At 71.2% G+C, this 13,691-nt stretch carries 9 protein-coding genes; 4 read left to right on the top strand and 5 right to left on the bottom strand.

Annotated elements, in window-relative coordinates:
• The first annotated feature begins 1 nt into the window (after nucleotide 1).
• The 4 genes from nuoL (at nucleotide 2) to recQ (ending at nucleotide 7,516) form a co-directional block, all read left to right on the top strand.
• Entirely contained in the window at nucleotides 2–1,966 is a 1,965-nt protein-coding gene (gene nuoL / locus ACH4G3_RS23360) for an NADH-quinone oxidoreductase subunit L (RefSeq protein WP_397626348.1), read from the top strand.
• A 5-nt stretch (nucleotides 1,967–1,971) separates the two neighbouring features.
• On the top strand, nucleotides 1,972–3,543 hold the full coding sequence (locus ACH4G3_RS23365) for an NADH-quinone oxidoreductase subunit M (protein ID WP_397626349.1): 1,572 nt from the start codon (nucleotides 1,972–1,974) through the stop codon (nucleotides 3,541–3,543).
• A complete protein-coding gene (gene nuoN / locus ACH4G3_RS23370; protein WP_397626350.1) occupies nucleotides 3,540–5,189 on the top strand; it encodes an NADH-quinone oxidoreductase subunit NuoN in 1,650 nt (549 codons plus the stop codon). Before ACH4G3_RS23365 ends, nuoN begins: the two co-directional genes overlap by 4 nt.
• 227 nt (nucleotides 5,190–5,416) lie before the next feature.
• Nucleotides 5,417–7,516: a DNA helicase RecQ gene (gene recQ, locus ACH4G3_RS23375; protein ID WP_397626351.1), complete on the top strand. Its 2,100-nt coding sequence runs from the start codon at nucleotides 5,417–5,419 to the stop codon at nucleotides 7,514–7,516.
• A 45-nt stretch (nucleotides 7,517–7,561) separates the two neighbouring features.
• Here recQ and ACH4G3_RS23380 read toward each other — a convergent pair whose 3' ends face one another.
• From ACH4G3_RS23380 to ACH4G3_RS23400, 5 genes are read right to left on the bottom strand one after another with little or no spacing between them, the layout of a single operon-like run.
• On the bottom strand, nucleotides 7,562–10,378 hold the full coding sequence (locus ACH4G3_RS23380; protein WP_397626352.1) for a fumarate reductase/succinate dehydrogenase flavoprotein subunit: 2,817 nt from the start codon (nucleotides 10,376–10,378) through the stop codon (nucleotides 7,562–7,564).
• A gap of 11 nt (nucleotides 10,379–10,389) precedes the next feature.
• On the bottom strand, nucleotides 10,390–11,187 hold the full coding sequence (locus tag ACH4G3_RS23385) for an ABC transporter ATP-binding protein (RefSeq protein ID WP_397626353.1): 798 nt from the start codon (nucleotides 11,185–11,187) through the stop codon (nucleotides 10,390–10,392).
• Complete coding sequence (locus ACH4G3_RS23390) at nucleotides 11,171–12,049, bottom strand: ABC transporter permease (protein WP_397626354.1); 879 nt, start codon at nucleotides 12,047–12,049, stop codon at nucleotides 11,171–11,173. Before ACH4G3_RS23390 ends, ACH4G3_RS23385 begins: the two co-directional genes overlap by 17 nt.
• Nucleotides 12,046–13,392: an ABC transporter substrate-binding protein gene (locus ACH4G3_RS23395; RefSeq protein ID WP_397626355.1), complete on the bottom strand. Its 1,347-nt coding sequence runs from the start codon at nucleotides 13,390–13,392 to the stop codon at nucleotides 12,046–12,048. Before ACH4G3_RS23395 ends, ACH4G3_RS23390 begins: the two co-directional genes overlap by 4 nt.
• 45 nt (nucleotides 13,393–13,437) lie before the next feature.
• A complete protein-coding gene (locus ACH4G3_RS23400) occupies nucleotides 13,438–13,665 on the bottom strand; it encodes a 4Fe-4S dicluster domain-containing protein (RefSeq protein WP_003992261.1) in 228 nt (75 codons plus the stop codon).
• Nucleotides 13,666–13,691: the final 26 nt, after the last annotated feature.

Raw genomic sequence — 13,691 nt, forward strand, 5'->3', positions numbered from 1 at the left:
CGTGGAGAACCTGATTGCGCTGCTGGTGGCGGCGCCTCTGCTCGGAGCGGCGGTCCTGCTGTGCGGCGGACGCCGGCTGGACGCCGTGGGCCACTGGATCGGCACGCTGCTCGCGGCCGCCTCCTTCGTGCTCGGCCTGGTGCTGTTCAGCGACATGCTGGCCCAGGACCCCGAACACCGCGTCATGTCCCAGCACCTGTTCAGCTGGATCCCGGTGGAGGGCTTCCAGGCGGACGTCGCCTTCCAGCTCGACCAGCTGTCCATGACGTTCGTCCTGCTGATCACGGGTGTCGGATCGCTGATCCATCTGTACTCCGTCGGGTACATGGAGCACGACGAGCGGCGCCGCCGCTTCTTCGGCTACCTGAACCTCTTCCTCGCGGCGATGCTGCTGCTCGTCCTCGCCGACAACTACCTGCTGCTGTACGTCGGCTGGGAGGGCGTCGGTCTCGCCTCCTACCTGCTGATCGGTTTCTGGCAGCACAAGCCCAGCGCCGCCACGGCCGCGAAGAAGGCCTTCCTGGTCAACCGCGTCGGCGACATGGGCCTGTCCATCGCGATCATGCTGATGTTCCTGTGGTTCGGCACCTTCGCCTTCGGGCCGGTGCTCGGCAGCCACACGGAGGCCGGGCTCGCCGGTGCCGCCGGTGAGGACAAGCTCACCGCGATCGCGCTGATGCTGCTGCTCGCCGCCTGCGGCAAGTCCGCCCAGGTGCCGCTGCAGTCCTGGCTCGGGGACGCGATGGAGGGTCCGACCCCGGTCTCGGCCCTCATCCACGCCGCGACCATGGTGACGGCGGGCGTCTACCTGATCGTCCGCTCCGGAGCCGTCTTCAACGGCGCGCCGGACGCGCAGCTGGTCGTCACGATCGTCGGCGCGGTCACGCTCCTCTTCGGTGCGATCGTCGGTTGCGCGAAGGACGACATCAAGAAGGCCCTGGCCGGCTCGACCATGTCGCAGATCGGCTACATGATCCTCGCCGCGGGCCTCGGCCCCATCGGCTACGTCTTCGCGATCATGCACCTGGTGACGCACGGCTTCTTCAAGGCCGGGCTCTTCCTCGGCGCCGGTTCGGTCATGCACGGCATGAACGACGAGGTGGACATGAGGAGGTACGGCGGTCTGAGGAAGTACATGCCGGTCACCTTCGTCACCTTCGGCCTCGGCTACCTGGCGATCATCGGCTTCCCGGGCCTGTCCGGCTTCTTCTCCAAGGACAAGATCATCGAGGCGGCGTTCGCCAAGGGCGGCACCGAGGGCTGGATCCTCGGCGCCTGCGCCCTGCTCGGCGCCGCCATCACCGCGTACTACATGACGCGCGTGATGCTGATGACGTTCTTCGGTGAGGAGCGCTGGCGCAACGCCCCGACGCCGTCGCCGGCCGAACCGGACGTGGAGCCCGCCGCCGAGACGCGCGGCGAGTACACCCCGCCGCACCCGCACGAGTCGCCCAAGGTCATGACGATCCCGATGATCGTGCTGGCCGTCGGGTCGGTGGCAGGCGGTGCGTTCTTCAGCATCGGCGACCGCTTCCTGCACTGGCTGGAGCCGATCACCGGGCACAGTCACGGCAACCCGCCGATCAGCGCGGGTGTGGTCACCGGTGCGACCGTCGCGTGCATGATCATCGGTGTCGCCCTGGCCTGGGCGCAGTACGGCCGCCGCCCGGTCCCGGCCGTCGCCCCGCGCGGCTCGCTCCTCACCCGGGCCGCCCGGCGCGACCTGCTCCAGGACGACTTCAACCACGTCGTCCTGGTCCGTGGCGGCGAGCACCTCACGCGGTCCCTGGTCTACGTCGACCACACCCGGGTCGACGGCGTCGTCAACGGCACGGCGGCCTCGGTCGGCGGCCTCTCCGGGCGGATGCGCAGGCTGCAGAACGGCTTCGCCCGCTCCTACGCGGTCTCGATGTTCGGCGGCGCGGCGGTCATCGTCGCCGCGACCCTGCTGATGAGGGCGGTCTGATACCGATGTCCTTTCCTCTGCTGACAGTGACAGCGGCGCTCCCGGCCGTCGGGGCGATCGCCACGGCAGCCGTACCGGCCGCGCGGCGCACCGCCGCCAAGTGGCTGGCGCTGCTCGTCTCGCTCGCCACGCTCGTCCTCGCGATCACCGTCCTGGTGCGCTTCGACCCGGACGGCGAGCGGTACCAGCTCACCGAGTCCCACGCCTGGATCGCGGACTTCGGCGTCCGTTACGAACTGGGTGTGGACGGCATCGCGGTGGCGCTGATCGCGCTGACCGCGCTGCTGATCCCGTTCATCATCCTGGCGGGCTGGCACGACGCCGATCCGCTGGAGACCGGCAGTACCCGGTGGCGGCCGACGCAGGGCTTCTTCGCCCTGATCCTGGCCGTCGAGGCGATGGTGATCCTCTCCTTCGAGGCCACCGACGTCTTCCTCTTCTACATCTTCTTCGAAGCCATGCTGATCCCGATGTACTTCCTCATCGGCGGCTTCGGGGACCGTGCCCACGAGCACGGCGAGAAGGCGGCGGCGACGCAGCGGTCGTACGCGGCGGTGAAGTTCCTCCTCTACAACCTGGTCGGCGGTCTGATCATGCTGGCCGCGGTGATCGGCCTGTACGTGGTCGCCGGGAACTTCTCGCTCCAGGAGATCGCCGAGGCCCGTGCCAACGGCACGCTCGACATGGCGACCAACACCGAGCGGTGGCTGTTCCTCGGCTTCTTCTTCGCGTTCGCGGTGAAGGCGCCGCTGTGGCCGCTGCACACCTGGCTGCCCAACGCGATGCAGGAGTCCACGGCTCCGGTCGCCGTACTGATCACGGCGGTCGTCGACAAGGTCGGCACCTTCGCGATGCTCCGCTTCTGCCTCCAGCTCTTCCCGGAGGCCAGCAAGTGGGCGACGCCCGCGATCCTCGTCCTGGCCCTGATCAGCATCATCTACGGGGCGCTGCTCGCGGTCGGCCAGCGGGACATCAAGCGGCTGGTGGCCTACGCGTCGATCTCCCACTTCGGCTTCATCATCATGGGCATCTTCGCGATGACCAGCCAGGGCCAGTCCGGCGCGACGCTCTACATGATCAACCACGGCATCTCGACGGCCGCGCTGATGCTGGTGGCGGGCTTCCTGATCTCCCGGCGCGGCTCGCGGCTCATCGCCGACTACGGAGGGGTGCAGAAGGTCGCCCCGGTGCTCGCCGGCACCTTCCTGATCGGCAGCCTCGCGACCCTCTCCCTGCCAGGCCTCGCGCCGTTCGTCAGTGAGTTCCTGGTCCTGGTCGGCACGTTCACGCGCTACCCGGTGATCGGCATCATCGCCACCTTCGGCATCGTGCTCGCCGCGCTGTACACCCTCGTCCTCTACCAGCGGACGATGACGGGCCCGGTGAAACCGGAGGTCGCGGCGATGCCGGACCTCAGGGTGCGTGAACTCGTGGTCGTCGCCCCGCTGGTCGTACTGCTGATCTTCCTGGGCGTCTACCCGAAGCCCGTCACGGACATCGTCAACCCTGCGGTGAAACAGACCATGTCCGACGTACAGAAGAAGGACCCCCAGCCCGAGGTGGAGGCGGCCAAGTGAGCGCAACAGCCGTCCACAGCCTGTGGACAACCGCGGCCGAACCGATCGCCAAGATCGACGCGCCGAAGTTCGAATACGGACAGTTGGCGCCCACGCTGATCGTCGTCGGCGCGGCGATCCTCGGGATCCTCATCGAGGCGTTCGTACCGCGTAAATCCCGTTACTACGTCCAGATGTTCGTGTCCGTCGTCGCGCTCGCGGCCGCCTTCGCCGCGGTCGTCGCACTCGCGGCCGACGGATACGGCACGACCAAGGCGCGCATCGCGGCGATGGGCGCGATCGCCGTCGACGGCCCCGCCCTCTTCCTCCAGGGCACGATCCTGCTGGCGGCCCTGGTCGGCCTGTTCACCTTCGCCGAGCGGCGGCTCGACCCGGTGGTGCACGGCAACCGCGTCGACTCCTTCGCCGCGCAGGCCGCGTCCGTGCCGGGCAGCGAGAGCGAGAAGGCGGCGGTCAAGGCCGGGTTCACCACCACCGAGGTGTTCCCGCTGCTGCTGTTCGCCGTCGCCGGCATGCTGATCTTCCCGGCGGCCAACGACCTGCTGACGCTCTTCGTGGCGCTGGAGGTCTTCTCGCTCCCGCTGTACCTGCTGTGCGCGCTGGCCCGCCGCAAGCGGCTGATGTCGCAGGAGGCGGCGGTCAAGTACTTCCTGCTCGGCGCGTTCGCCTCCGCGTTCACCCTGTTCGGCATCGCCCTGCTGTACGGCTACGCGGGCTCGATGTCGTACGCGACGATCGCGCAGGTCGTCGACGGCACGGTCGCGGACGTCAACCCGGCGCTCGCCGACACCATGGGCAACGACGCGCTGCTGCTGATCGGTGCCGCGCTGGTGGTGATGGGCCTGCTGTTCAAGGTGGGCGCGGTGCCGTTCCACATGTGGACGCCGGACGTGTACCAGGGCGCGCCGACGCCGGTGACCGGTTTCATGGCGGCGGCGACGAAGGTGGCGGCGTTCGGTGCGCTGCTGCGGTTGCTGTACGTCGTCCTGCCGGGCCTGCGCTGGGACTGGCGGCCGGTGATGTGGGCCGTGGCGATCGTCACCATGCTGGGCGGCGCCATCGTCGCGATCACGCAGACCGACATCAAGCGGCTGCTGGCGTACTCGTCGATCGCGCACGCCGGGTTCATCCTCGCGGGTGTCATCGCGACCACGCCGGACGGTGTCTCGTCCGTCCTCTTCTACCTGGCCGCGTACTCGTTCGTGACGATCGGCGCCTTCGCGGTGGTCACGCTCGTACGCGACGCGGGCGGTGAGGCGACGCACCTGTCCAAGTGGGCGGGACTCGGCCGGCGTTCACCGCTGGTGGCGGCCGTGTTCGCGGTGTTCCTGCTGGCCTTCGCGGGCATTCCGCTGACCTCCGGCTTCGCCGGGAAGTTCGCCGTGTTCAAGGCGGCGGCGGAGGGCGGGGCCGCCCCGCTCGTCGTGATCGGTGTGATCTCGTCGGCGATCGCGGCGTTCTTCTACATCCGTGTCATCGTGCTGATGTTCTTCAGCGAGCCGCGGCCGGAGGGCCCGACGGTGGCGGTGCCGTCGCCGTTGACGATGACGGCGATCGGGGTCGGCGTGGCGGTCACGCTGGTGCTCGGTGTGGCCCCGCAGTACTTCCTGGATCTGGCGGGGCAGGCGGGGGTGTTCGTGCGCTGACGCTCCGCTTGCTGCTGAACAGCGGCCCGGTTCCCCTCAGGGGGTGCCGGGCCGCTGTCACATTCAGACCATTCGCAGGAAACGGGCAGGTCTCCCGCGAACGTGTGAACGACGATCGTGTCCTTGACGCAGGCGTTCGGAGCGGCCTGTGGATAACTCGGGGGCTGTCGGTGCGGGCGCCTATGGTGGACGCAGTGGTCGAGGCGCGACACACGGGGGACGGGACGATGGGCGCTACGGGCGGGACGGGTGTGATGACGGAACTGGACGCGGTGACCGGGACCGGGAGCGGTGCGGGCAGCGGCCCCGCCGGGCCCCTCGGCGCCGACGCGAGCGAGGCGCTGGCCGCGCTGCACCGGGTCTTCGGCTACGGGGCCTTCCGCGGTGAGCAGGAAGCCGTCATCGACCACGTCGTGGCGGGCGGTGATGCTGTCGTGCTCATGCCGACCGGTGGCGGCAAGTCGTTGTGCTACCAGATCCCGTCCCTGGTCAGGCCGGGTACGGGTGTGGTCGTCTCCCCGCTCATCGCCCTCATGCAGGACCAGGTGGACGCGCTGCGGGCGCTCGGCGTACGAGCCGGGTTCATGAACTCCACGCAGGACTTCGACGAGCGGCGGATGGTGGAGGCCGAGTTCCTCGCCGGCGAGCTGGACCTGCTGTACCTGGCGCCGGAGCGGCTGCGGCTGGAGAACACGCTCGGCCTGCTCTCACGCGGGAAGATCTCCGTCTTCGCGATCGACGAGGCACACTGTGTCTCCCAGTGGGGCCACGACTTCCGGCCGGACTACCTGTCGCTGGCTCTGCTCGGCGAGCGCTGGCCGGACGTACCGCGGATCGCGCTCACGGCGACGGCCACGCGTGCGACGCACCAGGAGATCACCGAGCGGCTGAACATGCCGGCGGCCCGGCACTTCGTGGCGAGCTTCGACCGGCCCAACATCCAGTACCGGATCGTGCCGAAGGCGGACCCGAAGAAGCAGCTGCTGAGCTTCCTGCGCGAGGAGCACGCGGGCGACGCGGGCATCGTCTACTGCCTGTCGCGCAACTCGGTCGAGAAGACCGCGGAGTTCCTCAGCCGCAACGGCATCGAGGCGGTGCCGTACCACGCGGGCCTGGACGCGGGCACGCGCGCGGCCCACCAGTCCCGCTTCCTGCGGGAGGACGGCCTGGTCGTGGTGGCGACCATCGCCTTCGGGATGGGCATCGACAAGCCGGACGTCCGCTTCGTCGCCCACCTCGACCTGCCCAAGTCGGTCGAGGGCTACTACCAGGAGACGGGCCGGGCGGGGCGTGACGGACTGCCGTCGACGGCCTGGATGGCGTACGGGCTGAACGACGTCATACAGCAGCGCAAGCTGATCCAGTCGGGCGAGGGCGACGAGGCGTTCCGGCGACGGGCCCAGGCCCACCTGGACTCGATGCTGGCGCTGTGCGAGACGGCCCGGTGCCGCAGGGGCCAGCTCCTCGCCTACTTCGGCCAGGACCCGGACCCGGCAGGCTGCGGCAACTGCGACACCTGCCTGACCCCGCCGGAGACCTGGGACGGCACGATCGCGGCGCAGAAGGTGCTGTCGACGGTGGTGCGGCTCCAGCGGGAGCGCGGACAGAAGTTCGGCGCGGTGCAGATCGTCGACATCCTGCTGGGCAAGCGGACCGGCAAGGTCATCCAGTTCGACCACGACCAGCTGTCGGTGTTCGGCATCGGCGACGATCTCACCGAGGGCGAATGGCGGGGCGTCATCCGGCAGTTGCTGGCCCAGGGGCTGCTCGCGGTGGAGGGCGAGTACGGCACGCTGGTGCTGACCGAGGCGAGCGGGGCGGTGCTGCGGCGGGAGCGTGAGGTGCCGCTGCGCAAGGAGCCGAAGAAGCCGGTGACCTCCCGGTCGGGGTCCGCGTCGTCCTCGGGCTCGGGGAGGGGCGAGCGCAAGGGCAAGACGGCTGCCGCCGAGCTGCCCGAGGAACTGCTGCCGGCCTTCGAGGCACTGCGCGCCTGGCGGGCCGAGCAAGCGCGCGAACAGGGCGTTCCGGCGTACGTCATCTTCCACGACGCCACGCTGCGGGAGATCGCGACGGTGTGGCCGGGCTCGGTGGCCGAGCTCGGCGCGATCAGCGGGGTGGGGGAGAAGAAGCTCGCGACGTACGGGGAGGGCGTGCTGGAGGTGCTCGCGTCGCTGGGCGGGCCGGCAGGCTCTGCTCCTGCGGGCGACTCGGCCTCGGCTCAGGCGTCCGGCCGGGCTCCGGCCCACGCCGCCGCCGGTCAGGACGCGGGGGAGCCGGACCACTGGCCGGAGACGGACGCGGAGCCGGAGCCCGACGACTGGATATAGGGCCGGGCTCCGGCCGAGGTCACAGGGGGTGGGGAGCCGGGCCGGTCACAGCGCCCGTCCCGCGTACGCCCTGACATCCGCGTCGGAGTCCGTCGTCGCTGTGGCGAGGGCCGCCCGGGCCTCCTCGGTGGTGCCGTGCCGGGTCAGGGCCAGGACGGCGGCCTTGCGGACATCGGCGTTGCCGTCCGCGAGGGCCTTGGCGAGCGCCGGGACGGCCACCTCGGGGTCGGCGACGGACAGGGCCGTGGCGGCTCCGGCCCGGACCTGCCAGGCCGACTCGGACAGGGCGGCCACCGCGCGTGCGGTGAGGGGCTCGGGGCAGCCGGTGGTGCCCAGTGCTCCGTAGGCCGCCGCGCGGACCAGGGCGTCGGGGTCGTCGAGGAGGCCGGTGAGGGCCGCTTCGATGGCGTCGGCGGCGGGATCGGCGGCGGCCGTGGTGTCATGCGCCGGCCGCTCGGCACCCACCGTGGCGAGGCCCTTGGCGATCGCCACTCGGACTTCGCGGGACGGGTCGCCGGCCGCCGCCCGGGCCAGTTCGCCGGCGGCGTCGACCGATACGAGGGCGCGTACGGCCTCGATGCGGACGGCGATCTCGGAGTCGGCCAGGGAGACCGCGAACAAGGTGGCGTCTCCCAGGCGCAGGGCACGCAGGACGTCCAGCGCCGCGGCGCGGACGACCGGGTCCGGCTCGGCCAGGGCGGCGGCGAGGCCGTCGCGCAGGTCGGGCTCGGCCGGGAGCGTCTCGACGAGCTCGCGCAGTGACGCTGCGGCGGCGGCACGCACCTCGGCGGCGGTGTCGCGCAGAGCGGCGGCGAGGGCGGTCCCCGTCCCCGGCGGCAGCGTCTCGGTGAGCACGGCGACGGCCTCACGGCGGACAGCGGGCACCGGGTCGGTCAGGTAGGGGAGAAGGGCGTCGAGTTCGGGCTCCTCGTCGGCGAGGGCGACGAGTTCGAGGAGGCGGGCGGCGGACCGCTCGCCGGACGGCGCGGCGGGCGAGACATGCGGAGCCGAAGCCGCCTCCGGTTCCGCCGTCCCCGCCCGGCCCGCAACTGGCGCCACGTCCCGCGACCCCGCCGTCGCCACGTCCTCGGCGTGGACCTCGCCGAGGGACCGGGACAGACCGCCGACGGCCGTGAAGCCGTCGACCGGAACGAGATAGGGAGCCACGGGACGGGCCGTGAACTCCATCGCACCAGAGGGGGACTTGTGCAGATCGAGATGGTGGAACCAGGACGCGTCGTCGCGAGCGGGATGGTCGAGGCGGTCGTGGTAGAGGCCCCAGCGGGACTCCGTGCGGGCCAGGGAGGACCGCGCGGCCATCTCCGCGCAGTCGCGGATGAAGGTGACCTCCGCGCACCGCATCAGCTCGTGCGCGGTGCGGGCGCCCATCGCCGCGATGTCGGCGCGCATCCGCTCGAACGCCTCCAGGGCCAGCGACAGGCGGGCACCGGACTTCGGCGGGGCCACGTAGTCGTTCACGAAGCGGCGCAGCTTGTACTCGACCTGAGGCTGCGGCGGGCCGTCGGGGTTGCGCAGCGGACGGTAGATCAGCTCGTGCGCCTCCCGGAGCTGCTCACCGGGCAACTCACCTTCGTACGCCGAGTACTGGGAGGCGTCCGCGCCTGCCAGGTCGCCGAAGACGAACGCGCCGATCATGTAGTTGTGCGGGACACAGGCCAGGTCGCCGGCCGCGTACAGGCGCGGGACGGTCGTGCGGGCGTGGTCGTCCACGCGGACGCCGGAGGCGGAGTGGCCGCCGCACAGGCCGATCTCGGAGATGTGCATCTCGACGTCGTGGGTGCGGTAGTCGTGTCCGCGGCCGGAGTGGAAAGTGCCGCGGGTCGGGCGTTCGGTCGAGTGGAGGATCGTCTCCAGGGCGGAGACGGACTCCTCGGGGAGATGGCTCAGCTTCAGGTAGACCGGGCCCCGGTCGGAGGCCACCTCCGCCGCGAACTCGGCCATCATCTGGCCGGACCAGTAGTCGGAGTCGACGAAGCGTTCGCCGTGCCGGTTGACCTGGTAGCCGCCGAAGGGGTTGGCGACATAGGCGCAGGCGGGCCCGTTGTAGTCCTTGATCAGCGGGTTGATCTGGAAGCACTCGATGCCGGTGAGCTCGGCGCCCGCGTGGTAGGCCATGGCGTAGCCGTCACCCGCGTTGGTGGGGTTCTCGTAGGTGCCGTAGAGGTAGCCGGAGGCGGGCAGGCCGAGGCGGCCGCAGGCGCCCGTCGCGAGGATCACCGCGCCCGCGCGGACCTGGACGAACCGCCCCGTACGGGTGTTGAAGCCGGCCGCCCCCACGGCCCGGCCCCCGGCCGTGAGCACGCGCACCGGCATCACCCGGTTCTCGATGCGGATCCTCTCCCGCATCTCGCGCCGCCGCAGCTGCCGGTACAGGACCTTCTTGACGTCCTTGCCCTCCGGCATCGGCAGGACGTAGGAGCCGGAGCGGTGGACCTGGCGGACGGCGTAGTCGCCGTGCTCGTCCTTCTCGAACTTCACGCCGTACGACTCCAGCCGCTGCACCATGGCGAAGCCGCGGGTGGCGGTCTGGCGGACGGTGGACTGGTCGACGATGCCGTCGTTGGCCCGGGTGATCTCGGCGACGTAGTCGTCCGGTTCGGCGCGGCCCGGGATGACGGCGTTGTTGACGCCGTCCATGCCCATGGCGAGCGCGCCGGAGTGGCGGACGTGGGCCTTCTCCAGGAGCAGCACGTTCGCGCCGTGCTCGGCGGCGGTCAGGGCCGCCATGGTGCCGGCGGTGCCGCCGCCGATGACGAGGACGTCGCAGGTCAGTTCCTCGGCGTCGGTGAGGGACGGGACGGCCAGGGGAGTGTCCGCAGGGGGGTTCACGGAGGTGGTCACCGGGGTGCCTTTCACGTACCGAGCGAGGTGAGGACGTCGCGCCGCAGGGCCAGGCGCGCAGGGTCGTCGAGCGCGCCGCGGTCACGCGGGCGGGGCACGTCCCGTACGGCGACGAGGCGGCCCGCGCCGAGCAGGGCCACGCGGTCGCCGAGGAAGAGCGCCTCGTCCACGTCGTGGGTGACGAAGACGACGGTCGCGCCGGTGCCCTGCAGCACCTCGACCAGCAGGTCCTGCATGCCCGCGCGGGTCTGGGCGTCGAGGGCGCCGAACGGCTCGTCCATCAGGACGGCGCGGGGGCGTGCGGCCAGGGCGCGGGCCAGCTGGACGCGCTGGCGCTGGCCGCCGGAGACCCGGTGGGGCAACTGCCGTGCCTGCGTGCCGAGTCCGACCCGCTCCAGCCAGGCCTGGGCCTGTTCCCGACGCTCGGCTCGGGGCACGCCGCGGATGGCGAGGGGGAGTTCGACGTTGGCGCGCAGGGTGCGCCAGGGGAGCAGGGCGTCCTCCTGGAAGACCAGGGCGCGGTCGGCGGAGGGGCCGGTCAGCGGGTGCCCGTCCTGGGTGATCTCCCCGGCGAGCGGCGGCAGCAGGCCGGCCAGGGTGCGCAGCAGGGTCGACTTGCCGCAGCCGGAGGGACCGACAACCGTGAGGATCCCGCCGGGGGCGACGTGCAGGTCGACGCCGTCCAGGGCGGGCGCGCCGGGGCGGCCGAGACAGGCGCCGGTCAGCGTGAGCCGGGTGCCGGGGACCGGCGCGCCGGCGGCGACGGCCTCGGACGAGGTGCTCACGACGGTCTCAGACGAGGTGGTCATCGCGTACCTCCTCGGATGCGGGGCCGCCGGGTACGGCGGCGGGGGCGGTGGGCGCGGGCTTCACCGGCCGGGCGGGCCTGGGCGGCCGGGCGCCGGGGACGTACGCGGTGCGGGGCAGCCAGCGGGTGAGGCGGCGACCGAGCAGTTCCACGGCCGTGGAGGTGACCCAGCCGAGTACGCCGATGGTGACCATGCCGACGAACACGCCCGGGTAGTCGACGACGGTGTAGTCCTGCCAGGTGCGGTAGCCCACGCCGTACTGGCCGGAGATCATCTCGGCGGAGATCACACAGATCCAGGACACGCCGATGCCGACGGACAGGCCGCCGAACACCCCGGGCAGGGCGCCCGGCAGGACGACGGAGCCGAGGATCCGCCACCGGCCGCCGCCCATGGTGCGCACCGCCTCCTCCCACGTGGGGGTCAGGTCGCGCACCGCGTGCCGGGTGGAGACCAGGACCGGGAAGAACGCGGCGGTGAACGTGATGAAGACGATGCCCTGTTCGTTGGAGGGGAAGAGCAGGATCGCGACGGGGACGAGCGCGATGGCCGGGATCGGCCGGACCACTTCGAGCAGGGGGCCGAGCAGGTCCTCGGCGAGACGCGAGCGGGCCACGAGCACGCCCGTGGTCACGCCCAGGACGGTGGCCAGCAGGAAGCCGGTGAGGATCCGGGTGAGGCTGTCGGTCAGATCCGTCCAGTAGTCCGGCCCGGACAGCCGGGCGGCGAAGGCCCGGGCCACGTCGGTGACCGTCGGGAACTGCGAGAAGCGCAGCCACAGGTCGATGTTCAGGCTGGTCAGCGCCTGCCACAGGCCGAGGGCGGCGGCCAGCGAGACCACGCGGAGCGCATACCGCCTCACGACGCCCGCTCCAGAGCGTCGGCGTACGGGACGACCCGCGCCCCGCCGTGCCCGGCGACGTACGCCTGCGCGGTGTCGGGGGCGACGAAGGGCAGCAGTTTGTCGCCGTCGGCCACCCACACGGCCTTGTCGGCGAACCAGAGGGTGCCGGTGGTGGTGTCGGGGACGTAGGCGGCGCGCAGGGCGTCGCGGTGCCCGGCCACATAACGCAGCAGACGGGAGGGGGAGTTGAAGGTGACGGTCTTCGAGGCGCCCTTGGGCCAGGCCTCGCTCGCGGCCGGTGCGGGCTTCGCGGCGAGCCGCTCGGCGTACGCCTTCGGTCCGAGGGCCTTCTTCAGGTACTGGTCGTCGACGAAGGAGTCGACGTCCACGTCGCCGGTGAGTTTCGCCGACTTGAGGATCGAGACGTCCTGCTTCAGCGCGGAGACCAGCCGGGGTTTGATCGCCGGGTCGAAGGTGGCGATGCCGTGAGCGCCGTTGTAGAGGTAGACGACCTCGGCGGGCAGCCCCGTCGCCTTCGCGACCTTCTCGGCGGCGTCCACCGGGTGGTCGTTCAGGTAGTCGGTCGCCTCCGCCTGGGCCTTCAGGAACGCCTTCAGCACGGCGGGGCGGTCTTTCGCGAAGTCCTCGCGGACGGTGACGCCGTGGAACGTGGGCAGGTCCAGCCGGGCGCCGTCGTAGATCGCCTTCGCCTTGCCCTGGTAGGCGAGCAGGCCCGGCCAGGCGACGAACTGCGACAGTGCGTCCGTGCTGCCCGCGGTGAGGGCGGAGGCGCCGACGGAGGGCTGCTGGTTGAGCTTCTCGATGCCGCTGTCCGGGTCGATGCCGGCGCGCTGGAGAGCCCGTACGAGGGTGCCGTCGGCGGCCGAGCCGACGCTCGTGGAGACCTTCTTGCCCTTCAGGTCCTGCAGCGAGGCCAGCTTCGAATCAGGCGCGGCGACGATGGTGTTCAGGCCGCCGCGCAGGTTGTAGCCGGTGACCGAGACCAGCCGGGTCGGGCTGTTCAGCTGCTTGCCGCGGGCCGCGTTGATGAGCAGCGGGAAGTCGCCCATCGAGCCGATGTCGATCTTTCCGGCGGTCATCTGGGCGGTGATGGGCGCGCCGGTGGCGTAGTCCTGCCAGTCGACCTTGTAGCGGACGCCGTCGTGCAGGGCGTTCAGCTGCTTCTCGAAGGAGCCGAGGGAGCGCAGGAGGGTGCCCGCCGTGACGGTGTTGATCGTCCTGGACTGGTAGCCGACGGTGACGGTGACCGTGGAGCCGCTGCCGGCCTCGGCGTCACCGCCGCAGGCGCTGAGCGGGAGCAGGAGAGCGACCGCGGTCACGGCGACCGCTGTGCGTTTCATGAGGATTCTGGAACGGGTGGTTCGGGACATGGCGGTTCGGGCCTCTCACCGGAGCAGATAGGGCATGTTGACCGTGACGGCTCCGGTGGGGCAGCGGGCCGCGCACGGGCCGCAGTACCAGCACTCGTCGACATGCATGTAGGCCTTGCCGTTGCGCTCGTCGATGGCGAGGGAGTCCAGCGGGCACATGTCCACGCAGAGCGTGCAGCCGTCGATGCACTTCGACTCGTCGATGGTCACGGGCACGTCGGCCCGCTGGGGCGCCAAGGGCATGGATGTCTCCAGGAGAGTGCGCGAGC

The organism is Streptomyces afghaniensis (assembly GCF_044327915.1).
Lineage (GTDB): Bacteria > Actinomycetota > Actinomycetes > Streptomycetales > Streptomycetaceae > Streptomyces > Streptomyces afghaniensis.

What these genes read in the sequence shown, in the direction of transcription:
- ACH4G3_RS23365 (WP_397626349.1), top strand. Translation starts at nt 1,972, where the DNA reads ATGTCCTTTCCTCTGCTGACAGTGACAGCGGCGCTCCCGGCCGTCGGG.
- ACH4G3_RS23400 (WP_003992261.1), bottom strand. Translation starts at nt 13,665, where the DNA reads ATGCCCTTGGCGCCCCAGCGGGCCGACGTGCCCGTGACCATCGACGAG.
- ACH4G3_RS23385 (WP_397626353.1), bottom strand. Translation starts at nt 11,187, where the DNA reads ATGACCACCTCGTCTGAGACCGTCGTGAGCACCTCGTCCGAGGCCGTC.
- ACH4G3_RS23395 (WP_397626355.1), bottom strand. Translation starts at nt 13,392, where the DNA reads ATGAAACGCACAGCGGTCGCCGTGACCGCGGTCGCTCTCCTGCTCCCG.
- recQ (WP_397626351.1), top strand. Translation starts at nt 5,417, where the DNA reads ATGGGCGCTACGGGCGGGACGGGTGTGATGACGGAACTGGACGCGGTG.